The organism is Anoxybacillus sp. MB8 (assembly GCF_011006755.1).
Lineage (GTDB): Bacteria > Bacillota > Bacilli > Bacillales > Anoxybacillaceae > Anoxybacillus > Anoxybacillus gonensis.
This window is the reverse complement of the sequence record NZ_RXXX01000006.1, coordinates 56,581-82,152: the sequence shown is the minus strand read 5'-3', so window position 1 is coordinate 82,152 and position 25,572 is coordinate 56,581. Positions and strand designations below refer to the sequence as shown.

Here is a 25,572-nt window from a genome sequence, read left to right as displayed (position 1 = left end):
CTATGGAAGAGATGAATCAAGTCGATGTGCGCGTCTATGAAGTAGGCGACACAGTGAAAGGTCAAGTAACGAAAGTAGAAGACAAACAAGTGCTCATTGATGTGGAAGGAAGCAAGCTTGTCGGCATTATCCCGATCAGCGAGCTATCAAGTCTTCATATCGAAAAAGCAAGCGATGTTCTGTCAGTCGGAGATGCAGTCGTCGCCAAAGTGAAAAAAGTAGAAGATGAAGCGCTTATTTTATCGAAAAAAGCAGCAGATGCAGAACAAGCATGGGAAGTGCTTGAGCAAAAGCTTGCAAACGGTGAAACGTTTGATGTAGTCGTGAAAGATATTGTAAAAGGTGGGCTCGTTGCGGATGTCGGTGTTCGCGCATTTATCCCGGCGTCGCTTGTGGAAAAAGATTTTGTCGAGGATTTCTCAGACTATAAAGGACGTACATTAACTGTAAAAGTAGTTGAGCTCGATCGTGAAAAAAATCGCGTTGTTTTATCACATCGGGCGGTTGTAGAAGAAGAAGAGGCAGCGAAAAAGAAAGCCGCATTACAGTCGATTCAAGTTGGTCAAGTGCTTGAAGGAACAGTCGTGCGCATGACGAACTTTGGCGTATTCGTCAATATCGGCGAGGTTGATGGTCTCGTACATATTTCTCAACTTGCCCATACGCGTGTAGATCATCCGTCAGACGTTGTAAAAGAAGGCGATGTCGTCAAAGTAAAAGTGCTTGCGATTGATGAAGAAAGCGGTCGCGTTTCCTTGTCTGTTAAAGCAGCATTGCCAGCTCCTTGGGATGGAATTGAACAAAAAATAAAAGAAGGCGATGTATTAGAAGGGACAGTGAAACGTTTAGCTCCATTTGGAGCATTCGTTGAAGTATTGCCGGGCGTTGAAGGTCTCGTTCATATTTCGCAAATTTCAACAAAGCATATCGGCACGCCGCATGAAGTGCTAAAAGAAGGCGATATCGTCAAAGTGAAAGTGCTTGCAGTAAGCGAACAAGAAAAACGATTATCGTTAAGCATTCGGGAATTGCTTGAAGAAGATGTAGAAGAAGACTATCGTGAATATACAACTTCAACAGAGACGACGACAGGATTTCAAATTGGTGAAGTCATCGGAGAACAGTTAAAAAAATTAAAATAAACGGTGATCGCAGTGGAACGTGCAAAACGAAAACTACAACATATTGAATATGCGCTCTCAACGGGACAACGTCGCTTGCACGGGTTTGAAGATATTACGTTTGTGCATAATAGCTTGCCGAATATTTCCACTGCTCATATCGACTTACAAACAAAAATCGGCGAACTTTCTTTCCGTTCGCCGATTTTTATTAATGCGATGACAGGTGGCGGAGGCGAAGAAACGACAAAAATTAACGAGCAGCTCGCTTATGTTGCGAACGAATGTGGCATTGCGATGGCTGTTGGTTCACAAATGGCCGCTTTAAAAGATGAACGAGAGCGACAATCGTTTACAATTATTCGCCAAGTCAATAAACGTGGCATTGTATTTGCCAACTTAGGTAGCGAAGCAACGGTTGAACAAGCAAAACGAGCGATCGATATGATCGAGGCGAATGCCCTTCAAATTCATTTAAACGTCGTTCAAGAGCTCGTTATGCCTGAAGGCGATCGCAATTTTTGTGGAGCTCTTTCACGCATTGAACAAATTGTGTCTGCTGTTGATGTACCTGTTATCGTAAAAGAAGTCGGATTTGGAATGAGTAAAGAAACGGCGCGACAGTTAGAAAACGTAGGGGTATGTGCCGTTGATGTCGGAGGTTTTGGAGGCACAAATTTTGCGCAAATTGAAAACAAGCGACGCGAAAAACAGCTCGCTTATTTTAACGAGTGGGGAATCACGACGACGGCATCTATTGCGGAAGTAGCAGCGGAAGTTCAACGCATTCGTATCATTGGGAGCGGAGGGGTGCAAAATGCGCTTGATGTGGCGAAATGTATTGCACTCGGCGCTTCCGCGGTAGGAATGGCTGGCTATATGTTGCGCCTTCTGATCGAGCAAGGAGTGGAAGCGTTAATTGCCGAAATCCATCAGTTGCACGAAGATTTAACACTCATCATGACCGCGCTCGGTGCTCGAACGATTGCTGATTTGCAAAACGTTCCGCTCGTCGTTACGGGAGCAACATATCATTGGTTGCGGGAGCGTGGCATTGAAACGACCCGTTATAGCCAACGATAACGGAGAAAGGTGTCCTCTCTAGGACACCTTTTCCTATGTTTATATTTACTGTTCTGTTTTTGTACTTCCTTTAAAATTTTTTGCTGGATCTCGATCGGACTCGACACGACGCGATTGCTTTAATTTTTTTTCTTGGCGATCTTTCCCCATTTTCATCCCTCCTTAGTCCTTTATTTTCTCCATTCCCTTTTTTCGCATACAAAGATTAAATTTTTAAAAATAAGACATAATGGAAAGTGGAGGTGTTATGGTTGGAAGGAGGTTATTTTTATTGGCTTTCTTGGTTTTTATGGATTGTTTATACGTTTTTCGCTCCGAAAAATCATGTTCGTTTCCGCATTTGCCTATATAGTTTATTGTTAATTACGCTATCTGTGCATGAGATAACGATTTATTCGTTTCACATTTCATTTGCTTACATACTGATGTTGATTGTTAGTTACTCTTTTGTCATGAAACAAACAGGAACGGCATTTATTTATTTTTCCTTTGCGAGTGCGAGTGTTACGATGTTGTATGCTGCGTTTCATTTTTTATTATTGTTCGATCCGGTTTGGGTGTTTGTTGAAGCGACATGGTTGCTTGCATTTGCGCTTTTGTTTGCTTCATTTGCGCTATATCGATCATTTTATGAACGTTTACTTGTTTTGACGGTCGGATGCTGTCAAGGTGATTTTTTGTATGCGTTTGTGTTAAAACAATTTTCTTTTCCGCATTCGATTGGTTCCCTTTCCTTTTTAGATGGATGGGCGTTAGCAACCGTATGTTTATTTTTATGGAAATGGCTCGAACAGTTACCGATATATATCGATGCACGATTTCAAAAGCGAGCAAAGGAGGCTAATACGTGAACGAATATACGTATCCTATTTTATTTGGTGTAACCGTTGGTGTGTTAACGAGATTATACTTATTAAAAACAGATTATCGTCAATATCCGACGTATTTACATGGGAAAATTATTCATATTGCTTTAGGTTTTATTGCAGCAGGGCTTGGGACGATTGCAGTGCCTGCCATTATGGAAAAAGAGTTTGCTGCCATTACATTTTTAGCGCTCGCCGCCTCACAGTTTCGTGATGTGCGCAATATGGAGCGAAATACGTTAAATGAGCTTGACCAGTATGAACTCGTCCCGCGCGGAAAAACGTATATTGAAGGAATTGCGATTGTTTTTGAAGGAAGGAACTATTTAGTTATTTTCGCGTCATTCTTAAGCACGTTCGCTTATTTAGTTTGTAATATATGGCTTGGAATTGTTGCGGCAGCGATTGCCTTTATTGTTGCTCGTAAACTGATGTCTGGCAGCCGGCTCGGCGATATTGTTGAAGTAGAATACGTGAAGCCGCATTTCAAAGGAGCGGGATTATACGTTGACAATATTTATATTATGAACATCGGTTTAGAAGCGCGGCGAGAAGAAATTTTACGGTATGGCATGGGATTTATTTTAAAACCGAAAAACTTTAATGCTCGCTCAACAATCGCTAATCTCGGACAACGTCAAGCGATTTTACACGATATTTCAACGGCATTAGGCGTATACCGCGATTCAGGCACACCAGCGCTTGTGCCGCTTGCGAAACGCGATTTAGATGATGGGCGAGTTGGTATTTTTATTTTGCCTCAAGAAAAAGATGTTGAAAAAGCAAAAGCGATCATTCGCAATGTACCGACGTTAGAAAATGCGATTCGCATGCCGACGAAATCTGAAACGAATCAAGCGGGGAGGGTGTTACGATGACTGTAGAAAAAATGATTTTAGCCGTCATTACAACGTCACCACATAAAGTAGCTGGTGGCGTCACGTTCGTTTGTGAAAACGATGAAGAAATGCAACGAATCGCAGCGAATTTAGAAGCGATTTTAGACGGAATTGCCCATGCGCTAAGCGACGATTTGCTCATTATTGTGAAACATTGATTTTTTTGATAAAATGGGAAAGCTAGACCCTTCAGTCGAAGGGCTTCTTTTTTGTTCGGGTTTCGAATTTTAGTGAAGGAGTGTGAGAATATGACGAAACCAGTTGTAGCAATCGTTGGTCGTCCAAACGTCGGAAAGTCGACGATTTTTAACCGCATTGTCGGGGAACGCATTTCGATTGTAGAAGATATACCGGGAGTGACACGCGACCGGATTTATAGTAGCGCAGAATGGTTAAATACAACGTTTAACATTATTGATACAGGCGGCATTGACATTGGTGATGAGCCGCTATTAACGCAAATTCGTCAACAAGCCGAAATTGCGATCGATGAAGCGGATGTAATCATCTTCATGACAAATGGTCGGGACGGTGTCACAGCAGCAGATGAAGAAGTGGCGAAAATTTTATATCGTTCCAATAAGCCAGTCGTTTTGGCAGTAAACAAAATTGATAATCCAGACATGCGTGAAAACATTTACGATTTTTATACGCTCGGATTCGGAGAGCCGATTCCGATTTCCGGCACGCACGGATTAGGGATCGGAGATTTGTTAGATGCCGTCGTTGCCCATTTTCCAAAACGCGAAACGAAACAATACGACGCGGATGTCATTAAGTTTTGTTTAATTGGTCGTCCAAATGTCGGGAAATCCTCGCTTGTGAACGCCATTTTAGGCGAAGAACGGGTCATTGTGAGCGATATGGCAGGAACGACGCGCGATGCGATCGATACGACATTTAAGCGCGACGGGCAAGAATATGTCATTATTGATACAGCAGGGATGCGCAAAAGAGGAAAAGTGTATGAAAGCACCGAAAAATATAGTGTGTTGCGCGCGTTAAAAGCGATTGAGCGTTCCGATGTTGTGCTTGTCGTCATTAACGCAGAAGAAGGAATTATTGAACAAGATAAAAAAATTGCAGGATATGCGCATGAAGCGGGTCGTGGTGTCGTGATCGTTGTGAATAAATGGGACGCGATTGAAAAAGATGAAAAGACGATGAACGAATTTGAGAAAAAAATTCGCGATCATTTCCAATTTCTTGACTATGCGCCTATTGTATTCGTATCTGCGAAAACGAAACAACGATTGCACAAGTTACTTCCAGTCATTCAAATGGTTAGTGAAAATCACGCGATGCGCGTTCAAACGAACGTATTAAATGAAGTGCTCATGGATGCAGTGGCGATGAATCCGACACCAACGCATAACGGACAACGATTAAAAATTTATTACATGACGCAAGTAGCGGTAAAGCCACCAACGTTCGTTGTATTCGTCAACGATCCGGAATTGATGCATTTCTCATACGAACGCTTTTTAGAAAACCGAATTCGCGATACGTTCGGATTTGAAGGAACGCCAATTAAAATTATTGCACGCCCACGAAATTAAGGGGGGATAACATGGTTACTGTATTAGGTGCAGGTAGTTGGGGCACAGCTTTAGCGATCGTTCTTGCTGATAACGGACATCACGTTCGGCTATGGGGACAACGTCAAGAACAAATAGATGAAATAAATGAAAAACATACGAACGAAAAATATTTGCCGAATATTCATCTCCCTGAGGCGATTGTTGGTTATACCGATCTTGCCCAAGCGCTTGAAGGGGTTGAAACAGTTGTATTAGCCGTTCCGACAAAAGCGATTCGCGAAGTGTTGCAGCGTGTTCGTGCGTGCTTGAAACAGCCAATTACAATCGTCTCCGTTAGTAAAGGAATTGAACCGGATACACATAAACGCATTTCAGAAATTATTGAAGAAGAAATGGCAGAACAATTGAAAGATGTCGTCGTTTTATCAGGTCCAAGTCATGCGGAGGAAGTAAGTTTACGCCATCCAACGACCGTGACGGTGTCATCAAAAAATATGGAAGCAGCGGAACGCATTCAAGATTTATTTATGAATCATCAATATTTCCGCGTATATACAAACCCAGATTTAATTGGCGTAGAAATTGGAGGGGCGTTAAAAAATATTATTGCGCTAGCTGCTGGAATTACGGATGGACTTGGTTATGGGGATAATGCAAAAGCAGCGCTTATGACGCGCGGACTTGCGGAAATGGCTCGTCTCGGTAGCCGTCTCGGTGCCAATCCGCTCACATTTGCAGGGTTGACTGGCATCGGTGATTTAATTGTTACGTGTACAAGCGTCCATTCACGCAACTGGCGTGCGGGCAATTTGCTTGGAAAAGGATATGCGCTTGATGATGTGCTAGCAAATATGGGAATGGTCGTTGAAGGTGTGCGAACGACAAAAGCGGCCTATCAGCTAGCGAAAAAAATGAATGTGGACATGCCGATTACAAATGCACTTTACGATGTTTTGTTTAACGGAAAAGATGTGAAAAGTGCGGTCGATTCGCTTATGGCGCGCGGGAAAACGTCAGAACTTGAAGATTTAGCGAACATTTCGTTATAATTTTCTTTGAAATAGGCATGTGAAGAGAGCTTTGTTATGCATGTTGCATACAATGCTATGAAAACATTCTCAGACTCGAATGGATGGTGCATGTTTAGTCATCGTCTGAAGTAAAGAAGCCCCGCTTTACTTCAGCTTTTTTATGCAGCAATTAAGAGAAAGCGAGGGAGAGGAATGTCACCAGGTCTTTTAAAAATGTGGATTTCGTTAACAGGAATCGGTTTAATGTTTATTGCTGTATTTTCGATTTATTTTAGTCGATATAAGGTGAAACATAAGGCGGTAAAAATCGTTTTAGCGACGATTGCATACATAAGTATGATCATCGCTGGCCTTATTATTGTATTTGTCGTATTTAGCGGGCCGGTGCAAGAATAGAAGGATGGATGAATGATGAAAAAGTGGCTATTTTTCGTAATGATCGTTGTCGTGTCCGTATTATTATCTGGGTGTTTATATCCGCAAGAGCGGCTAACGCAAAACCAAATTCCATATAAAGAACAAGTCGAACGTGTTCAACAAGCAGTCAATGAATATCGGCAAGCGACAGGCGGTTTGTTACCTATTAAAACGCGAGATATGTCTACGCCCATTTATCAAAAATATCCGATTGATTTCAATTTACTTGTGCCGCGATATATGGCTGAACCACCGGGCAATGCGTTTGAAAGCGGTGGCGTATATCAATACGTTCTTGTCGATGTAGAAACAAATCCGACGGTAAAATTGCTAGATTTGCGTGCGGCGGAAGCCATTCGCGATTTGAAGTTGCGCATTCGCATGTATCAAGACGCCCATGGTTATCCGCCGTTTAAAGACGTGCTCGCTAAAGGGGTATTTACGCTCGATTATAAAAAACTTCGTTTAGACGCCCCGCCTCACGTCGTGAGCCCATACTCGGGGAAAAACCTTCCGCTCATTATTGACGGCAAGGGAGAAATTTATATCGACTACCGTATGGATTTGTATGAAAAATTGCAATCAGAAGCGCATCACTATCGCTATGGAGATGATATTCGCGACTTGCTTGTCAAGCATTCGCTTTTTGTTCCTGCTTATTCCCTTCCCTACACGATTGATGAAAAGAAAAAAGAACCTATTTTTCTTGTGAAATAAGTCATGATCCCTTCTCTAAGCAAATACATTTTAGAGAAGGGATTTTTTTTAGTCATAAACAATTAGGACAACGACATATGCATATAGTGTCCTCATATGTTTTAAATATAAGGGAGGGAAGGCAGTTGGAAAAGGTCGATCTTTTTAAAGATATTGCTGAACGAACAGGCGGAGATATTTATTTAGGAGTGGTCGGCGCCGTTCGAACAGGCAAATCAACATTTATTAAAAAGTTTATGGAACTTGTTGTCATTCCGAATATTCAAAACGAAGCAGATAAAGCTCGGGCGCAAGATGAACTGCCACAAAGCGCAGCAGGAAAAACAATTATGACGACAGAGCCAAAGTTTGTTCCAAATCAAGCGGTAAAAGTAAAAGTAGACGATGGATTAGAAGTCAATATTCGCCTCGTTGATTGTGTCGGCTATACCGTACAAGGGGCAAAAGGATTTGAAGATGAAAATGGGCCACGCATGATTCATACGCCGTGGTATGAAGAGCCAATTCCATTTCAAGAAGCCGCTGAAATTGGTACGCGCAAAGTCATTCAAGAGCATTCGACGATCGGTGTTGTCATCACAACGGATGGCTCGATTGGAGAAATTCCGCGCGAAAACTATGTGGAAGCGGAAGAACGTGTGGTCAATGAATTAAAAGAAGTGGGTAAGCCGTTTATCATGATTATTAATACCGTTCGTCCACAACATCCGGAAACAGAAACATTGAAGCAACAATTAAGTGAAAAATACGATATTCCAGTATTAGCGTTAAGTGTGGAAGGAATGCGTGAAGCGGATGTATACCAAGTGCTTCGTGAAGCATTGTATGAATTCCCGGTGTTAGAAGTGAATGTGAATTTACCGAACTGGGTCATGGTTTTGCGCGAAAATCATTGGTTGCGTGAAAGCTATCAAGAGGCGGTGCGCGATACAGTAAAAGATATTAAGCGCTTGCGTGATGTCGATCGCGTCGTTCAACAATTTAGTGAGTACGATTTTATTGATGAAGCTCGTTTGGCTGGCATTGAAATGGGGCAAGGGATTGCGGAAATTGACTTATATGCCCCAGACGAACTGTACGATCAAATTTTAAAAGAAGTTGTCGGCGTAGAAATTCGCGGGAAAGATCATTTGTTGCAATTAATGCAAGATTTCGCTTATGCGAAGGCAGAATACGACCAAATTGCCGATGCGCTCCGCATGGTGAAACAAACGGGCTATGGCATTGCTGCTCCATCACTTTCTGATATGAGCTTAGATGAACCGGAAATTATTCGCCAAGGATCACGTTTTGGTGTGCGCTTAAAAGCGGTAGCACCTTCTATTCATATGATTAAAGTCGATGTCGAATCGGAGTTTGCACCGATCATCGGAACAGAAAAACAAAGCGAAGAACTCGTCCGTTACTTAATGCAAGATTTTGAGGACGATCCGCTTTCGATTTGGAACTCAGATATATTTGGCCGCTCGCTCAGTTCGATCGTTCGTGAAGGCATTCAAGCAAAGCTTGCTCTCATGCCTGAAAATGCGCGTTATAAACTAAAAGAGACGTTAGAGCGCATCATCAATGAAGGATCCGGTGGACTCATTGCCATCATCTTATAAAAAGACTCCATTTGGGGTCTTTTTTGCTTTTAGGCGAAAATTTTCTCTTGCAGTGAAAAAGAGCAATATGATAATCTTTATTCAGAAAATGTTAGGCTCCTTGGAGAATAATAGGCAAATTGCATGATTTTGCTGAAAAAATGTTGAATTATGAGCAAGAATCAGTTAATATAAGGCGTGTTAATGTATAGAAACAATAGAAAGTGTAAACAACTGAATATCATACATACAATTTGGGAGGAGGTGAATGGCATGAACAAAACGGAATTAATTAATGCGGTAGCTGAAGCAAGCGGTCTTTCTAAAAAAGATGCATCTAAAGCAGTTGATGCTGTTTTTGACGCGATTACAGAAGCGCTTAAAAACGGTGATAAAGTGCAATTAATCGGTTTTGGTAACTTCGAAGTGCGTGAGCGTGCGGCGCGCAAAGGACGCAACCCGCAAACAGGAGAAGAAATCGAAATTGCTGCAAGCAAAGTTCCTGCTTTCAAACCTGGGAAAGCGTTAAAAGATGCTGTAAAGTAAGAAATTACATACAGCCAAGAGGTAGCCGGTTGCGAGCTACCTCTTCTTTTTTGCCTTTTTTCATCTTTATATGCTAGAATCGGATTACGTGAAGTTGAATGCTAGGAGGATGCAACAAATGAATGTAGAACAAATCGAACAGGCGGTCCGTTTAATTTTAGAAGCGATTGGCGAAGATCCGAATCGCGAAGGATTGCTCGATACACCGAAGCGAGTGGCGAAAATGTATGCAGAAGTGTTTTCAGGCTTGAATGAAGATCCAAAAATACATTTGCAAACGGTGTTTAGTGAAGATCATGAAGAGCTTGTCCTCGTTAAAGATATTCCGTTTTATTCTATGTGTGAACATCATCTCGTTCCGTTTTTCGGTGTGGCTCATGTCGCATACATTCCGCGTGGCGGCAAAGTGACAGGGTTAAGCAAACTCGCGCGAACAGTCGAAACAGTGGCGCGACGTCCGCAGTTGCAAGAACGAATTACAGCAACGGTAGCTGATGCGATTATGGAAACGCTCGAGCCGCATGGAGTGATGGTTGTTGTTGAGGCAGAACATATGTGCATGACGATGCGCGGCGTGAAAAAACCAGGAGCGAAAACGGTCACAACTGCTGTGCGTGGAACGCTTGCAACAGATGAGAAAGCACGTGCTGAAATATTAGCGCTTATTAAGTAGGAGGGATCATGATGCAAGGAGATTATGTCGTCATTAAAGCGTTAGAGGACGGAGTGAACGTCATTGGATTGACACGCGGTTCAGATACGCGTTTCCATCATTCAGAAAAGCTTGATCAAGGAGAAGTGCTTATTGCGCAATTTACAGAGCATACATCAGCGATCAAAGTGCGCGGAAAAGCGCTTATTCAAACGCAGCACGGTGAAATTCAATCCGATGCGAAAAATCATCGTTAACGTAAAGGCAGTTTATGATATAATAAAGTTTGAGTTTTTGGGAAGCAAGGGTGATGAGTCATGGATATGCAACAGCAAATGGAACAAGTACGAACGCGCATTCAACGGGCAATTGCCCATTCGTATGTCGATCGCTATATACAACCACGCATCGTAGATGAAGATCGCATATCGTTTGCTCTTTCTATGCTACGTTCGGCTCAAGTGGACGCAAACATCGCACTCGATTATGTGTTTGCCATGATGCTCATTCAGCTCGCCCTTGACACCCATGATGAAATAGATGAGCAACAAACGATGCAACAAAAGCAATTAACAGTGCTAGCAGGAGATTTGTATAGCGGATTGTATTACGAGTTTTTAGCGCGACGACGTGACATTTCACTCATTCGTCGCTTTGCTGAAGCGATTAAAGAGATCAATATACAAAAAATTCGTTTACAGCAACTATCTCCGAACGATCTCGAGCGCTTTCATTGCATCGGTGTCATCGAGTCCGCCTTGCTTTGTAAGCTTGCAGAGCATGTTCATGCTGACGAATGGGGAGAATTAGCATATTACTTGTTCTCGCTAAAGCGCATGCATCGTGATGGAGCGACATCAGGAGCGTCAATGGATTATATCGACCACTGTAAGCGGAAACTACAAGATCTTCTTCCGTTTCATATAGATGAAGAGGTAAAAGAGCGGTTTTCTCATCTCCTCGCTTGATTTCAGTTGAAAGAAGGGGATTTTTATGCAACAGTCGAAAGAAGAACGTGTTCATCGCGTATTTGAAAAAATTTCAGATCATTATGATCGTATGAACTCAGTCATTAGCTTTAAACGTCATGTCGCATGGCGCAAAGATACGATGAGACGAATGAATGTACAAAAAGGAGCGAAAGCGCTCGATGTCTGTTGTGGAACAGCAGATTGGACGATTGCATTAGCGGAAGCGGTCGGACCGAGTGGCGAAGTGTACGGGCTTGATTTTAGTCGCAATATGTTAAAAGTCGGAGAAGAAAAAGTGAAAGAACGAGGGTTTCAACATGTGACGCTCGTGCACGGAAATGCGATGAGCTTACCGTTTCCTGACAACACGTTCGACTATGTGACGATTGGTTTCGGATTGCGTAACGTTCCCGACTATATGACCGTATTAAAGGAAATGTATCGTGTCGCAAAGCCAGGCGGAAAAGTGGTTTGTTTAGAAACGTCACAACCAACGCTCATCGGTTTTCGACAACTGTACTACGCATATTTTCGTTACATCATGCCTTTTTTTGGGAAAATTTTCGCAAAAAGTTATGAAGAATACTCATGGTTGCAAGAGTCGGCACGTGAATTTCCGGGAATGGACGAGCTAGCAGACATGTTTCGCCAAGCCGGTTTCGTACGCGTACAAGTGAAACCGTATACGTTCGGAGTGGCAGCGATGCATCTCGGATATAAACCTGATGGACGTTAAGGTGAATAGTGATGAAGCTAAAAGCGATGTATTCGTTTTTAAACGGAGATTTAAACCGAATTGAAGAACAACTAAAAATGACGGTGCAAACGTCTGATCCGCTCGTCAATGAAGCATCGTTACATTTGCTTGAGGCGGGCGGAAAGCGCATTCGTCCGGTTTTTGTTTTACTTGGTGGACAGTTTGGCACATATCATTTCGAGAAAATGAAACGGGTAGCTGTCGCTCTTGAACTCATTCATATGGCTTCTCTTGTCCATGACGATGTCATTGATGGCGCGATGTTGCGACGTGGAAAAGAGACGATTCAAGCGAAATGGGGCGACCAATTTGCGATGTACGTTGGGGACTATTTGTTCGCTCGAGCGCTTGAACAAATGTGTGAAATTGATGATCCGGTTGCCCATCATATTTTAGCGAAAACCATCGTCGAAGTATGTCGTGGGGAAATTGAACAAATTAGCGACAAATATCGCTTTGACCAAAATTTGCGTCGCTATTTACAGCGAATCAAAAGAAAAACAGCTTTACTTATTGCGGCAAGCTGTCAGCTTGGCGCCGTCGTGGCAGGGGCGCCTGAAGCGGTTCATAAAAAGCTATACTGGTTTGGTTATTACGTTGGGATGTCTTTTCAAATTACAGACGATATTCTTGATTTTATCGGAACAGAAAAACAGCTCGGCAAACCAGCAGGCAGCGACTTATCGCAAGGGAATGTGACGCTCCCTGTTTTGTATGCGATGAAAGAGCAAGCAGTAAAAGAACAAATTATGCGAGTAAACGAACATACAACAAGTCATGAAATGGCGCATGTAATTGATGGGATTAAGCAAACAAACGCCATTGAGAAATCGTACGAACTCGGAGATCGTTACTTGCAAAAAGCGCTTCACACATTACAAAAGTTGCCGCGCAACCGCGCTTGGACAGCATTGTATAACATTGCGAAATATATCGGAAAACGAAAATATTAGACGGATGAAAAGAAAAAATTAAATCGTTTTCATGGCGAATATTGCTAATTTTCATATAAGGTGATATAATTGCGGAGGAGTGAATTCCAATACATAACGTATCAGGGGTGGAGAATTCGTCATGGAAAGAACATTTCTAATGGTCAAACCAGATGGGGTACAACGCGGTGTCATTGGTGACATCGTTGCGCGTTTTGAGCGCAAAGGCTTTCAGCTTGTAGGTGCAAAGCTTATGCAAGTATCGCGCGAGCTTGCTGAACAACATTACGCAGAGCATAAGGAGCGCCCGTTTTTTGGTGAACTTGTTGAATTTATTACGTCCGGTCCAGTATTCGCGATGGTATGGGAAGGCGAAAACGTCATTGCTACAGCTCGTCAAATGATGGGCAAAACAAACCCGCAAGAAGCGTTGCCTGGTACAATTCGTGGCGACTTCGGTTTAACGGTCGGAAAAAATATTATTCACGGTTCTGACTCAAAAGAAAGCGCAGCGCGCGAAATTCAACTATTTTTCAAAGAAGAAGAGCTCGTTTCTTACAGCAAACTGATGAACGAGTGGATATACTAATAAAAAGGTAGGCATACGCCTATCTTTATTTTTTTATTCCTGTTTTTTCACATTTTCGTTATACTGTATTTATGAAAGAAAAGGAAGAGGAGTTTTTTGTATGAGTGATTATCAACAATTTATTGCAAACGTGAAACGAAAAACAGGTATTGATTTAGCGCTGTATAAAGAAGCGCAAATGAAGCGGCGCTTAACTTCCCTATACGAAAAAAAAGGATTTAAAAATTTCGATGAATTTTTTCGGGCGATGAATCATGATCAAGCGTTGTTTCATGAATTTTTAGATCGCATGACGATTAATGTATCTGAATTTTTCCGCAATGTGAAACGATGGGAAGTGCTTGAAAAGAAGATTATTCCAAAACTTCTTGAAAAAAATAAACGTTTAAAAGTATGGAGCGCTGCTTGCTCGACAGGAGAAGAGCCGTATACGTTGGCCATCATTTTGTCCAAATTTATGCCGTTATCGCAAGTCAGTGTGCTAGCGACTGACATTGATGATAACGCGATGGCTCGGGCGAAGCTCGGCATTTATATGGAACGTTCCCTTCAAGAAGTGCCAGAAGATGTGAAGAAAAAATTTTTTGTCAAAGAAGGATCTCATTACAAAATTATTGAAGACATTAAACGAACGGTCACATTTAAAAAACATAATTTGCTGGCTGACCCGTTTGATACAAATTTCGATTTAATTGTTTGCCGCAACGTGCTCATTTACTTTACGGAAGAAGCAAAAAACGAATTATATTTGAAATTTAATCGCGCTCTTCGTCCTGGAGGAATATTTTTTGTCGGTAGTACGGAACAAATTTTTAATCCGACTGCATACGGTTTTGAAGTGGAAGATACGTTTTTTTATCGAAAAATGTAGCCGCGGCCGAACTCGGTCGCTTTCTGTATAATTAAGGGGTTACGTCTGTAGAAAAAATGTGCTATATTCATACATAATCGCTTTAAAGAGATGAAGGGAGAGAGGAAATTGCGGTACTTAACAGCTGGTGAATCTCACGGTCCACAACTGACAACAATTATTGAAGGTGTTCCAGCAGGATTGACGCTTTTCGCAGAGCATATTAACGAAGATTTAGCGCGTCGGCAAAAAGGATACGGTCGCGGACGACGCATGCAAATTGAAAAAGACGAAGTGAAAATTTTAAGCGGGGTTCGTCACGGGAAAACGCTCGGTTCTCCGATTACCCTTGTCGTTGAAAATCGCGACTGGAAACATTGGACGAACATTATGGGCATTGAACCGTTAGCTGACGATACAGAAGAAGTGAAACGAAAAGTGACGCGTCCACGCCCAGGGCATGCAGATTTAAATGGGGCGATGAAATATGGCCATCGCGATATGCGCAATGTGTTAGAGCGCTCGTCAGCGCGTGAAACAACGGTGCGCGTCGCTGCTGGTGCGGTAGCGAAACGAATTTTGGCGGAGTTAGGCATTCGCGTCGCAAGCCATGTCGTTGAAATTGGGGGCGTCAAGGCGGAGCATACCGCATATACATCGTTAGAAGAGTTGCAACGAGTGACCGAGCAATCCCCTGTTCGCTGCTTTGATGCAGAAGCGGAAAAAAAGATGATGGCGGCCATTGATGAAGCAAAAGAAAAAGGTGATTCGATCGGTGGCATTGTCGAAGTCATTGTCGAAGGTGTTCCGGTTGGCGTTGGAAGCTACGTCCATTATGATCGCAAGTTAGATGCCAAAATTGCCGCAGCTATTGTAAGCATTAATGCGTTTAAAGGGGTTGAGTTTGGTATCGGCTTTGAAGCGGCACGTCGCTTTGGAAGTGAAGTGCATGACGAAATTATATGGAGTAAAGAAACGGGATATACGCGAAAAACGAATCGACTTGGCGGATTTGAAGGCGGAATGACGACAGGGATGCCGATCGTTGTGCGCGGGGTGATGAAGCCGATTCCGACGTTATATAAACCGCTTATGAGTGTCGATATTGAAACGAAAGAACCGTTTGCCGCAAGCATTGAACGTTCAGATAGTTGTGCTGTGCCTGCCGCAAGCGTTGTCGCTGAAGCAGTAGTGGCGTGGGAAATTGCTGCAGCCATTGTCGAACAATTTGGACAAGATCGCATGGATTTGATTATTGAAAATGTCGAAAACATGCGTCGGTACGCAAAGGAGTTTTAATGATGAAACGCATTCACATCGCTACGCCGTCGAAACGATATGAAGTGGTCATTGGGAATGAATTATTGCACATGATTGATCGAATGATTGATCGCGTTTGCCCGCATGTGACAGCTGTGCTCATCATTACAGATGAAACGGTCGCTTCGCTTTATTTAGCTGATGTGCAACAAGCTCTTCATCAAACATATGACCGTGTGTACGCGCATATTATTCCGAGTGGGGAAGAGGCAAAGTCGTTTGAACAATTTTATGCTTGTCATACGGCAGCGTTAACAAACCATTTAGATCGTGATTCATTAATTGTTGCGCTTGGCGGAGGGGTCGTCGGAGATTTAGCTGGTTTTGTCGCAGCAACATATATGCGAGGCATTCGATTTGTTCAAGTGCCGACGACATTATTAGCGCACGATAGCGCTGTTGGAGGAAAAACGGCCATCAATCATCCGCTTGGAAAAAATATGATTGGTGCTTTCTATCAACCTGAACTCGTTTTCTATGATATTTCTTTTCTATCTACGCTCCCAAAAAGAGAAATGCGGTCTGGTTTTGCGGAAATTATTAAACATTCCTTAATTTACGATCGCGCTTTTTTTGGGTGGTTACAAGCGAACGTACAAAAGATAGAGGATTTGAATGGCGACCGATTACAATATGCGATTCAAAAAGGAATTGAAATTAAAGCAGCAGTTGTCTCGCAAGATGAGAAAGAGCATGGGGTTCGCGCTCATTTAAACTTCGGTCATACGCTCGGGCATGCGCTAGAAAGCGAGCTCGGATACGGGGTGATGACGCATGGAGATGCGGTTGCCCTCGGGATGTTGTTTGCCATTTTTGTCAGTGAACGTTTTTACAACCAACCGCTTTTTTACTCGTCGTTTCGGACGTTATTTCATCATTACGGCTTTCCGACTTCGCTTCCGCCGCACGTATCGCCTGAACGTTTGCTTGAAAAAATGAAAAAAGATAAAAAGGCGAAAGATCAAACGGTGCGCATGGTGTTAATGAAAGAGATCGGAACTGTATGTGTAGAACGGATAAGCGATGAACAATTGTTGCAATGGTTATACGCGTTTGCTGAAGAAGGAGGGGAAACATGTGATTCGAGCGATTCGCGGGGCAACGACTGTGAGCAATAACGATGAACGAGAGATTGTCGATGAAACGAAGCAATTGTTAATAGAAATGATCCGCCAAAACGATGTGAACGCAGAAGACGTCGTATCGGTACTTATTTCGATGACCGATGATTTAAACGCCACGTTTCCAGCAAAAGCGTTGCGTCATCTCGATGGATGGACGTATGTTCCGGTGATGTGTATGCGCGAAATTAACGTTCCGCACGCATTGCCGAAATGTATTCGCGTCATGATGACTGTACATACGAAGCGAGCGCAGCAAGATATTCATCACGTCTATTTACGCGATGCTATCCAGCTGCGGCCGGATTTACAGTTGACAAAAAAGTTAGATATGTAATATGATGGTTCATAAGTTAGCTGAGTAGAGTAAGAGTTGAGTAGAGAATGAGTGAGAGCGGAGCAGAGGATCGTTAAGGTATGTATGCCTAAAGACTGCCCGTCTTTAGGCTTTTTTGTTTCCTCATTGTTTCCCCTCATGTTCATTCTCCAAGAAAGGAGAACGATCATGAATATATCTACATTTTTGCAGACAGCTTCCCAATTTCGGACGATTCCGATTGTGCGTCGTTTTTTCGCTGACACGCTTCAACCGATCCAACTATTTATGGCTTTACGTGATGAAGCAGCCTTTTTGCTTGAAAGTGGAGACGACATGTCGCCGTGGTCTCGCTATTCATTCATCGGCATTCGGCCGTTCATGTCCATTGAAAGTGATGATGGCAAACAATTTTTTGTAAAAGAACAACAACAAGTGTTAGCGTGCACCGGGACGATTCAAGAAGCGTTTGCTGTCATGCAGCAACATCTTCACGTTCAACTGTTATCATTAGACGTTCCATTTCGTGGGGGAGCTGTTGGTTATATTAGCTACGATTTTATTTCTTCTATTGAGAAAATTCCTTATCATGCGTATAACGATTTACAAATGAAAATCGTCCATTTTGTCGTTTGTGAATCACTTTTTGCGTTTGACCATGTAAAAAAAGAGTTGTTGCTTATCCATTATGTGCGTGTACAAGAAACAGATGATGAGGCAAAACGAATAGAAAAGTATGAAGCCGCATGTCGAACAATCGATGAGCTTGCGCGTAAAATGGTTCACGGTTGCGATGAACAAGCACATATGATGTTCGACCGAAACATTTCTGTTTCGTTTGATCGTGTTCATTCGAATATGGATCGACAAACGTTTTATGAAGCGGTGAAAAACATTCAATCATACATTGCGAGCGGAGATGTGTTTCAAACGGTTTTGTCGCAACGATTTGCCATCGAAACGTCCATTGATGGCATTGAGCTATATCGATTATTGCGCCTATTAAACCCATCGCCCTATTTATTTTATTTAAAACTTGGTGAAGAACAAATTGTCGGCAGCTCTCCAGAAAAGCTTATCCAAGTACGAAATCGGGAACTTGAGATCGATCCGATCGCAGGGACGCGCCGTCGCGGAAAAGATGAACGAGAAGATCGTGCGCTCATGAATGAGTTGCTTCATGACCCAAAAGAGCGAGCGGAACATTATATGCTTGTCGATCTTGCCCGCAATGATATTGGTCGCGTCGCTATGTATGGAACGGTTCGTACACCGCAATTTATGCAAGTGGGGAAGTTCTCGCACGTCATGCATTTAATTTCAAAAGTAACTGGAACGCTTCGGCAAGACGTTCATCCGCTTGATGCGTTAATTGCTGCTTTTCCTGCTGGAACGGTGAGCGGGGCACCGAAAATTCGCGCAATGCAAATTATTCAAGAGCTAGAGCCGACAGCGCGCAACATATATGCAGGGGCGATTGCGTATATCGGCTTCGACGGCAATATTGACTCGTGCATCGCCATTCGAACGGCGGTGTTAAAAAATAAAATGGCATATGTGCAAGCAGGAGCGGGGGTCGTTGCTGATTCATTGCCTGAGCTAGAATGGAAAGAAACGAGAAATAAAGCAAGTGCCCTCATTCATGCCATTCAGCTGGCAGAGCACGTATTTAAAGGGGGAGAACAACGTGTTTGAACAGTTGTTGCATAAATGCGCTAGACGCGAAACGTTAACGGAACATGAGGCGTATGAAGCGATGCATGCGATGATGAGTGGGGAAGTGGATGAAAAGCAAGTGGCCGCTTTTTTAGCTTTATTACGGTTTCGCGGTGAAACGGTCGATGAGCTTGTCGGCTTTATCCAGGCGATGCGTGAACGAATGAGAACAGTTTCCCTTGGGGAATCGATCATTGATACGTGTGGAACAGGCGGAGACGGAAAAGGGACGTTTAATATTTCGACAGCGGTCGCTTTGCTTGTTGCTTCGCTCGATGTAGCGGTTGCAAAACATGGAAATCGGGCGGTGTCATCGAAAAGCGGAAGCGCAAATGTCATTGAACATTTTCACATTCCGATGCCGAAGACGGAAGAAGAAGCAAAAAAAGCGTTGCGTACACATCGACTCGTCTTTTTATTTGCTCCATTTTATCACGAGGCGATGAAGCATGTTGCCCCTGTTCGCCAAAGTTTAAAAATGCGAACGGTATTTAATTTGCTTGGGCCGCTCGTGAACCCAGCTCAACCGAAACGACAAGTGATCGGTGTACATGATGAAAAAGATGCGCGAAAAATGGCGGAAGCGCTGCGGCGAATCGGAACAGAACATGCCGTATTCGTTACAAGCCGCGACGGCTTAGACGAATGTAGCATTGCTGCAGAAACAACAATGATTGAACTAAAACACGGACAGATCATTCAACGTGTCATCGCTCCAGAACATGTAGGTTTACCGCGCGGGCGGTTGTCCGACATATGTGTTCATAGTGTAGATGAAAGTGCCCAACTTATTGAGCGCGTGTTTGCCAACGATGCGAATGAAAGTGCAACCCATGTTGTTTTACTAAATGCGGGCGTTGCTTTATATGTCGCTGGTGTCGTGTCGCATATTTCAGATGGCGTAAATATGGCAAAACGTGCGATTGAGGACGGCTGTGCATATGCGTATTTACAAAGATTAAGAGGTGAACAGTATGCTTGAAACGATTTTGCAAACGAAAAGAGAAGAAGTGGCATCGTTACAATTACCTGAACCGTGCGAACGGCTTTCTCGGCGCTCGTTTTATGACGCATTAGCAAAGCCGCGCCGCTCTTTAGGGTTAATTGCGGAAGTGAAAAAAGCATCGCCGTCGAAAGGCGTCATTCGACAACATCTGAATGTTGTTGATATTGCTCGTGCATACGAACAAGCAGGTGCAGATGCTGTATCCGTATTAACGGATGAACGATATTTTGCTGGTCACCGCTCATATGTCACACAGGTGAAAAAACATATCGAAATACCCGTTTTACGTAAAGACTTCATTATCGATCGCAAGCAGCTTGTTGAAAGTGTCCGGATTGGTGCAGATGCGATTTTGCTCATTGGCGAGGCGCTCGATCCAAGTGTTTTACACGAATTATATGAAGAAGCGCACGAAATGGGGCTGCAATGTTTAGTGGAAGTGCATGCACCGAAAACGGTAGAGGCCATTTTAAAACGGTTTACACCGAAAGTGATCGGCATTAATAATCGTGATTTAATGACGTTTCACACATCGCTTCATGTAACAAAACAAATCGTTCCGCTATTGCCAAATTGCATCATTGTGAGTGAAAGCGGCATCCACACATTCGATGACGTGCAAACCGTACAACAAGCAGGTGCACATGCGATGCTCGTCGGCGAAGCGCTCATGCGCAAGCCAGATGTTCGGGCGGCTGTTTATGAATTGTTTGGGGAGCGTTGTGTATGACCGTTTTAAAATATTGTGGCAATCGTTCATTGCAAGATGTGCAACTTGTCGCTAAAAGCGAAGCGGACTACATCGGATTCGTATTTGCTGAAAGTAAGCGAAAGGTCAAACCGCAAGATGTGCAGCGATGGCTATCTGTCGTTCAACTAGAAACGAAACAAATTGTTGGCGTCTTCGTTCATCCAACAATAACGTCTGTCGCTTCTGTTCTTGAGCACGTTCCTTTATCGATCATTCAATGTCATGGGATGGAGACGATACAAACGGTAAAGCAATTAAAAGAAACGTTCCAAATCCCTGTTTGGAAAGCCATTCATCATGCTCCAGAGGCGTGGATATATATGCGCGCTTGGAAAGGAATTGTGGACGGTTTTGTTATTGATAGCGGTCGAAAAGGAGCATGGGGCGGAACAGGCATCTCGTTTGATTGGCGCGTTGTTCCTTATTACATGGAAGAAGCGACTCGCCAAGGGGTACCTTGTTTCATCGCAGGAGGCATTACCCCGGATAACATCGAACAGTTGTTGATGTATGAGCCGTTCGGGATAGACATGAGTAGCGGAATTGAAGAAAATGAGCGGAAAAGTGAACAAAAAATAAAAATAATTGAACAGAAGGTGAAAACATGTTGACATTACCAAATGAACGTGGCCGTTTTGGGATGTTTGGTGGAAAATTTGTGCCTGAAACATTAATGCGTCCGTTAGCTGACATTGAACAACAACTATATGAAGCGTTAGCGGATCCTTCGTTTCACGCTGAATATATGCGTCATTTGTATGAATATTCGGGACGACCGACCGCTTTAACGTTTGCAAAAAACTTGACAGAACGATTAGGCGGGGCGAAAATGTACTTTAAACGTGAAGACTTGAACCATACAGGTGCTCATAAAATTAACAATGCGATTGGGCAGGCGTTGCTAGCGAGACGAATGGGAAAACGAAAAATTATCGCTGAAACGGGTGCCGGACAGCATGGAGTAGCTGCGGCGACTGTTGCCGCTCGTTTTGGGATGGAATGTAAAGTATTTATGGGTGAAGAAGATGTGAAACGGCAAGCATTAAACGTCTTTCGCATGAAATTGCTAGGTGCGCAAGTCATTCCAGTGAAAAGCGGCAATCGTACGTTAAAAGATGCGACAAATGAAGCGATTCGTTATTGGGTCGAGCATTGTGATGATCATTTTTACATGATTGGCTCTGTCGTTGGACCTCATCCGTATCCGATGATGGTGCGAGAATTTCAACGCATTATTGGAGAAGAAGCGCGCGAACAAATGTTAAAAGTAGAAGGAAAACTTCCTCATACAATTATTGCTTGTGTCGGTGGCGGAAGTAATGCGATCGGCATGTTTCATCCTTTTTTAGACGATGACGTGGAATGTATCGGTGTTGAAGCGGCTGGAAAAGGTGTGCACACGACGGAACATGCCGCCACAATCACAAAAGGAACAAAAGGCGTCATTCACGGTTCGCTCACATACGTATTGCAAGATGAACATGGTCAAATTACAGAACCGTATTCGATTTCAGCCGGTTTAGATTATCCGGGTGTCGGACCGGAACATGCGTATTTAGCACACGTTGGACGCGTCCGTTATGAAAGTGTCACAGATGACGAAGCGATCGCTGCCCTTCAAATGACAGCAGAAACGGAAGGGATCATCCCGGCAATCGAGTCTGCACACGCGCTCGCCAAAGCGTTTCAAATTGCTCCCCTTCGTTCACGAGAGGAAATCATTCTTGTTTGTTTATCAGGAAGAGGAGATAAAGATGTGCAGACAGTGATGAACTATTTGGAAGGGGATGGGCAGAAATGAAACATTTTATTCCATTTATCGTGGCAGGCGACCCGTGTGAAGAAGTGACGATTGATTTAGCGATCGCTCTTGAACAGACAGGGGCAACGATGTTAGAGCTCGGTGTTCCTTACTCAGATCCACTTGCAGACGGACCGATCATTCAACGAGCAGCGAGTCGGGCGTTGAAAAATGGTATGACGTTAACAAAAGCGCTTGCTCTCATCGCCCAAATGCGAAAAAAAGGTGTAAAAATTCCGATTATTGTCTTTACGTATTATAATCCTGTGTTACAATTAGGAGAAGAACGCTTTTTTGCTTTAGCGCAACAAAACGGTGCGAGCGGTGTGCTCATTCCAGATTTGCCGTTTGAAGAAAGCGAGCATATGAGAACGTTAGGCGAAACGTACGACATTCCTTACATTTCGCTTGTCGCTCCAACGTCTCATGAACGCATCGCGATGATTGCATCGAAAGCACAATCGTTTTTATATTGTGTCTCATCATTAGGTGTCACAGGTGTTCGGGACTCGTTGCCGACAAAATTGCACGAATTTTTGCAACAAGTGAAATCATATAGCCGTGTTCCCGTTGTCGTTGGATTCGGCATTTCGACAGCAGAACAAGTGGAGCGACTTCAACACGTATGTGATGGGATCGTCATCGGCAGCGCCATTGTACAAAAAATTGAACAACTGCAAGACGAATTGAACGATGTGCATACGCGTCAAGAGGCGCTCCGCGTTTTTTCGCAATACGTCGCTTCGCTCATTGAACCATTGAAAATGAGGGTGAGAAAAAATGAAAGTGAAACAACAACTACAACAACTAAAACCGTATCAACCGGGCAAACCGATTGAAGAAGTAAAACGCGAATATCAATTAGAGACGGTCATTAAGTTAGCATCCAATGAAAATCCGTACGGTTGCTCATCGCTCGTTCAGCAAGCGGTCACTGCCGAGCTTGCTCATTTGGCGTTGTACCCTGACGGATATAGCCGAGCGTTGCGCGAGGCGCTCGCTAAGCATGTTGGCGTCAATGAAAAGCAACTCATTTTTGGAAACGGTTCGGATGAAGTTGTTCAAATCATTTGTCGCGCATTTTTGCAAAAAGGAACGAACACGGTGATGGCTACACCAACGTTTCCGCAATATCGTCATAATGCGATCATCGAAGGAGCAGAAGTGCGTGAAATTCCGCTTCAAGACGGACATCATCATTTAGAAGCGATGCTTGAAGCGATCGACGACGATACGCGCGTCGTTTGGATTTGCAGCCCAAACAATCCGACAGGTACGTATGTCAATGACGCTTCTTTGCGTGCATTTTTAGACAAAGTACCGAAACATGTGCTCGTCGTTGTCGATGAAGCGTATTATGAATACGTGCAAGCGGATGACTATCCAAATACCGTTTCTTTGCTTCAACAATATGAAAATATAATGATTTTACGCACGTTTTCAAAAGCATACGGATTAGCTGCACTTCGTATCGGATATGGCATTGGACATGAGCATATGTTACAAGCGATGGAACCGGCACGCGAGCCATTTAATACATCTCGCCTTGCGCAAGTCGCTGCATTGGCCGCATTAAACGACCAAACATTTATTCAACAATGTGTCCAAAAAAATAAACAAGGGTTAAACCAATTTTATTCTTTTTGCGATCAACACGGTTTGCACTACTACAAGTCCGAGGGAAATTTTATCTTAATTGATTTTGGCTTTAGCGGTGATGAAGTGTTTACGTATTTGCTTCAACGTGGCATCATTGTACGTTCAGGATGCGCTCTCGGTTTTCCGACAGCTGTGCGCATTACAGTCGGATCGGCAGAACAAAACGAAACGATCATCCGAGCGTTAACAAACATGTTAAAAGAAAGAAGGGAAAAGCTTTGCGAGGAAACGTTTTAATTGCCGGTCTTGGCTTAATTGGAGGTTCGATTGCGCTTGCGATCAAGCGAGCGCATCCGGACGCGGTAATGATTGGATATGATATATCAGGCGAGTCGTTGCGTTTGGCTCGCTCACTTGGCGTGATTGATGAAGCGGTACCGTCGTTTGCTCATGCTGCTTGTGAGGCGGATGTCATCGTGCTTGCTGCACCTGTTGCCCAAACGGAGCAATTGCTCCTTGAATTAGTCGATCTTCCTTTACGACCACACGTCATTGTAACAGATGTAGGAAGCACGAAAGAGCGCATTGTGAAACAAGCATGGCCGTTATTAGAACAAGGAGTCACGTTTATCGGCGGACATCCGATGGCCGGTTCACATAAGAGTGGAGTTGCGGCTGCGCGTGCCCACTTGTTCGAAAATGCCTTTTATATTTTAACACCGACAGAACATGTAAAAGAAGAAAATATCGTGCGATTAAAGCGATGGCTTGAAGGAACGAAAGCACACTTTGTTACATTAACACCGAAAGAGCATGACCGCATTGCTGGCGTCATTAGTCACTTTCCGCACATCATTGCGGCAAGCCTCGTTCACCAAGCGCAACAGTACGAACGGGAAGATGATCTTGTGAGTCGATTAGCGGCAGGCGGTTTTCGTGATATTACGCGCATAGCTTCTAGCAATCCAGAAATGTGGCGTGATATTTTCATACATAATAAAGACGAATTGTTACAGCTATTTGATCGTTGGATAGAGGAAATGAAAAAAATTCGTACGTACGTTGCTGACGGGGATAGCGAACGAATTTATCAATACTTTCATGACGCGAAACAGTTTCGCGACGGGTTGCCTGTCCGAACGAAAGGAGCGATTCCTTCCTTTTACGATCTATATGTTGATGTGCCAGACTATCCAGGGGTTATTTCTGAAATTACTGGTTATTTGGCAAAAGAGCGTATTAGCATTACGAATATTCGCATCATTGAAACGCGGGAAGATATTTACGGCGTGCTTCGTTTAAGTTTTCAAACAGACGATGATCGGCAACGCGCGAAACATTGCATTGAAGCGAATACGAACTACGAAACGTATGTTGTGTAAAAGAG

General features: G+C 43.4%; 30 protein-coding genes. 29 read left to right on the top strand and 1 reads right to left on the bottom strand.

Going from position 1 to position 25,572, the window contains the following annotated elements; genetic code table 11:
* The first annotated feature begins 2 nt into the window (after positions 1-2).
* A complete protein-coding gene (gene rpsA, locus EKC99_RS04135; RefSeq protein ID WP_021095022.1) occupies positions 3-1,142 on the top strand; it encodes a 30S ribosomal protein S1 in 1,140 nt (379 codons plus the stop codon).
* A 12-nt stretch (positions 1,143-1,154) separates the two neighbouring features.
* The gene (gene fni / locus EKC99_RS04130) at positions 1,155-2,204 is read left to right on the top strand and encodes a type 2 isopentenyl-diphosphate Delta-isomerase (protein WP_163150667.1); all 1,050 of its coding nucleotides are present in this window, start codon (positions 1,155-1,157) and stop codon (positions 2,202-2,204) included.
* Between the two features lie 45 nt (positions 2,205-2,249).
* Here the strand turns inward: fni and EKC99_RS04125 are convergent, their stop codons facing one another.
* Positions 2,250-2,354 (bottom strand): YpzI family protein, encoded by a 105-nt coding sequence (locus EKC99_RS04125; RefSeq protein ID WP_009373698.1) that lies wholly within the window; start codon positions 2,352-2,354, stop codon positions 2,250-2,252.
* A 101-nt stretch (positions 2,355-2,455) separates the two neighbouring features.
* Here EKC99_RS04125 and EKC99_RS04120 point away from each other — a divergent pair, with 101 nt between their 5' ends.
* From EKC99_RS04120 to EKC99_RS03990, 27 genes are all read left to right on the top strand, one after another.
* Complete coding sequence (locus EKC99_RS04120) at positions 2,456-3,055, top strand: YphA family membrane protein (RefSeq protein WP_163150665.1); 600 nt, start codon at positions 2,456-2,458, stop codon at positions 3,053-3,055.
* Positions 3,052-3,948 carry a YIEGIA family protein gene (locus EKC99_RS04115; RefSeq protein WP_163150663.1) on the top strand — a complete coding sequence of 299 codons (897 nt, stop codon included), beginning with the start codon at positions 3,052-3,054 and terminating at the stop codon, positions 3,946-3,948. The genes EKC99_RS04120 and EKC99_RS04115 overlap by 4 nt, the downstream gene beginning before the upstream one ends.
* Complete coding sequence (locus EKC99_RS04110; RefSeq protein ID WP_006319423.1) at positions 3,945-4,127, top strand: capping complex subunit for YIEGIA; 183 nt, start codon at positions 3,945-3,947, stop codon at positions 4,125-4,127. The genes EKC99_RS04115 and EKC99_RS04110 overlap by 4 nt, the downstream gene beginning before the upstream one ends.
* A gap of 90 nt (positions 4,128-4,217) precedes the next feature.
* Positions 4,218-5,528 carry a ribosome biogenesis GTPase Der gene (gene der / locus EKC99_RS04105; protein ID WP_163150661.1) on the top strand — a complete coding sequence of 437 codons (1,311 nt, stop codon included), beginning with the start codon at positions 4,218-4,220 and terminating at the stop codon, positions 5,526-5,528.
* Between the two features lie 11 nt (positions 5,529-5,539).
* A complete protein-coding gene (locus EKC99_RS04100) occupies positions 5,540-6,559 on the top strand; it encodes an NAD(P)H-dependent glycerol-3-phosphate dehydrogenase (protein WP_163150659.1) in 1,020 nt (339 codons plus the stop codon).
* Positions 6,560-6,733: 174 nt separating this feature from the next.
* The gene (locus EKC99_RS04095) at positions 6,734-6,937 is read left to right on the top strand and encodes a DUF2768 domain-containing protein (RefSeq protein WP_009373693.1); all 204 of its coding nucleotides are present in this window, start codon (positions 6,734-6,736) and stop codon (positions 6,935-6,937) included.
* A gap of 15 nt (positions 6,938-6,952) precedes the next feature.
* Entirely contained in the window at positions 6,953-7,675 is a 723-nt protein-coding gene (locus EKC99_RS04090) for a hypothetical protein (protein WP_039938961.1), read from the top strand.
* Between the two features lie 125 nt (positions 7,676-7,800).
* Positions 7,801-9,279, top strand: coding sequence for a stage IV sporulation protein A (gene spoIVA, locus EKC99_RS04085; RefSeq protein ID WP_009373691.1), 1,479 nt, complete (start codon positions 7,801-7,803; stop codon positions 9,277-9,279).
* Between the two features lie 252 nt (positions 9,280-9,531).
* On the top strand, positions 9,532-9,804 hold the full coding sequence (locus tag EKC99_RS04080; protein ID WP_003394524.1) for an HU family DNA-binding protein: 273 nt from the start codon (positions 9,532-9,534) through the stop codon (positions 9,802-9,804).
* A 109-nt stretch (positions 9,805-9,913) separates the two neighbouring features.
* Positions 9,914-10,477: a GTP cyclohydrolase I FolE gene (gene folE / locus EKC99_RS04075; protein WP_026011659.1), complete on the top strand. Its 564-nt coding sequence runs from the start codon at positions 9,914-9,916 to the stop codon at positions 10,475-10,477.
* 8 nt (positions 10,478-10,485) lie between these two features.
* On the top strand, positions 10,486-10,713 hold the full coding sequence (gene mtrB, locus EKC99_RS04070; RefSeq protein ID WP_004889838.1) for a trp RNA-binding attenuation protein MtrB: 228 nt from the start codon (positions 10,486-10,488) through the stop codon (positions 10,711-10,713).
* Positions 10,714-10,773: 60 nt separating this feature from the next.
* On the top strand, positions 10,774-11,424 hold the full coding sequence (locus tag EKC99_RS04065) for a heptaprenyl diphosphate synthase component 1 (RefSeq protein WP_163150657.1): 651 nt from the start codon (positions 10,774-10,776) through the stop codon (positions 11,422-11,424).
* Positions 11,425-11,449: 25 nt separating this feature from the next.
* Complete coding sequence (locus EKC99_RS04060; RefSeq protein WP_009373686.1) at positions 11,450-12,163, top strand: demethylmenaquinone methyltransferase; 714 nt, start codon at positions 11,450-11,452, stop codon at positions 12,161-12,163.
* A gap of 11 nt (positions 12,164-12,174) precedes the next feature.
* Positions 12,175-13,137, top strand: a complete 963-nt coding sequence (gene hepT, locus EKC99_RS04055; RefSeq protein ID WP_009373685.1) for a heptaprenyl diphosphate synthase component II — start codon at positions 12,175-12,177, stop codon at positions 13,135-13,137.
* Between the two features lie 121 nt (positions 13,138-13,258).
* Positions 13,259-13,705, top strand: a complete 447-nt coding sequence (gene ndk, locus EKC99_RS04050; protein WP_009373682.1) for a nucleoside-diphosphate kinase — start codon at positions 13,259-13,261, stop codon at positions 13,703-13,705.
* 100 nt (positions 13,706-13,805) lie between these two features.
* Complete coding sequence (locus tag EKC99_RS04045) at positions 13,806-14,576, top strand: CheR family methyltransferase (RefSeq protein WP_163150655.1); 771 nt, start codon at positions 13,806-13,808, stop codon at positions 14,574-14,576.
* Between the two features lie 108 nt (positions 14,577-14,684).
* Positions 14,685-15,854 (top strand): chorismate synthase, encoded by a 1,170-nt coding sequence (gene aroC / locus EKC99_RS04040; protein ID WP_163150654.1) that lies wholly within the window; start codon positions 14,685-14,687, stop codon positions 15,852-15,854.
* Positions 15,854-16,993, top strand: coding sequence for a 3-dehydroquinate synthase (gene aroB, locus EKC99_RS04035; RefSeq protein WP_019417619.1), 1,140 nt, complete (start codon positions 15,854-15,856; stop codon positions 16,991-16,993). Before aroC ends, aroB begins: the two co-directional genes overlap by 1 nt.
* Positions 16,953-17,333, top strand: a complete 381-nt coding sequence (aroH, locus tag EKC99_RS04030; protein WP_163150652.1) for a chorismate mutase — start codon at positions 16,953-16,955, stop codon at positions 17,331-17,333. Before aroB ends, aroH begins: the two co-directional genes overlap by 41 nt.
* Positions 17,334-17,501: 168 nt before the next feature.
* Complete coding sequence (gene trpE, locus EKC99_RS04025; protein WP_163150650.1) at positions 17,502-19,007, top strand: anthranilate synthase component I; 1,506 nt, start codon at positions 17,502-17,504, stop codon at positions 19,005-19,007.
* Positions 19,000-20,010 (top strand): anthranilate phosphoribosyltransferase, encoded by a 1,011-nt coding sequence (gene trpD, locus EKC99_RS04020; RefSeq protein ID WP_163150648.1) that lies wholly within the window; start codon positions 19,000-19,002, stop codon positions 20,008-20,010. Before trpE ends, trpD begins: the two co-directional genes overlap by 8 nt.
* On the top strand, positions 20,003-20,764 hold the full coding sequence (gene trpC, locus EKC99_RS04015; RefSeq protein WP_075039305.1) for an indole-3-glycerol phosphate synthase TrpC: 762 nt from the start codon (positions 20,003-20,005) through the stop codon (positions 20,762-20,764). The genes trpD and trpC overlap by 8 nt, the downstream gene beginning before the upstream one ends.
* Entirely contained in the window at positions 20,761-21,396 is a 636-nt protein-coding gene (locus tag EKC99_RS04010) for a phosphoribosylanthranilate isomerase (RefSeq protein WP_163150646.1), read from the top strand. Before trpC ends, EKC99_RS04010 begins: the two co-directional genes overlap by 4 nt.
* Complete coding sequence (trpB, locus tag EKC99_RS04005; RefSeq protein WP_163150644.1) at positions 21,390-22,586, top strand: tryptophan synthase subunit beta; 1,197 nt, start codon at positions 21,390-21,392, stop codon at positions 22,584-22,586. Before EKC99_RS04010 ends, trpB begins: the two co-directional genes overlap by 7 nt.
* Entirely contained in the window at positions 22,583-23,425 is an 843-nt protein-coding gene (trpA, locus tag EKC99_RS04000) for a tryptophan synthase subunit alpha (protein WP_163150642.1), read from the top strand. The genes trpB and trpA overlap by 4 nt, the downstream gene beginning before the upstream one ends.
* Positions 23,367-24,482, top strand: coding sequence for a histidinol-phosphate transaminase (hisC, locus tag EKC99_RS03995; RefSeq protein WP_163150640.1), 1,116 nt, complete (start codon positions 23,367-23,369; stop codon positions 24,480-24,482). Before trpA ends, hisC begins: the two co-directional genes overlap by 59 nt.
* Positions 24,464-25,567, top strand: coding sequence for a prephenate dehydrogenase (locus EKC99_RS03990; RefSeq protein ID WP_163150638.1), 1,104 nt, complete (start codon positions 24,464-24,466; stop codon positions 25,565-25,567). The genes hisC and EKC99_RS03990 overlap by 19 nt, the downstream gene beginning before the upstream one ends.
* Positions 25,568-25,572 lie beyond the last annotated feature (5 nt).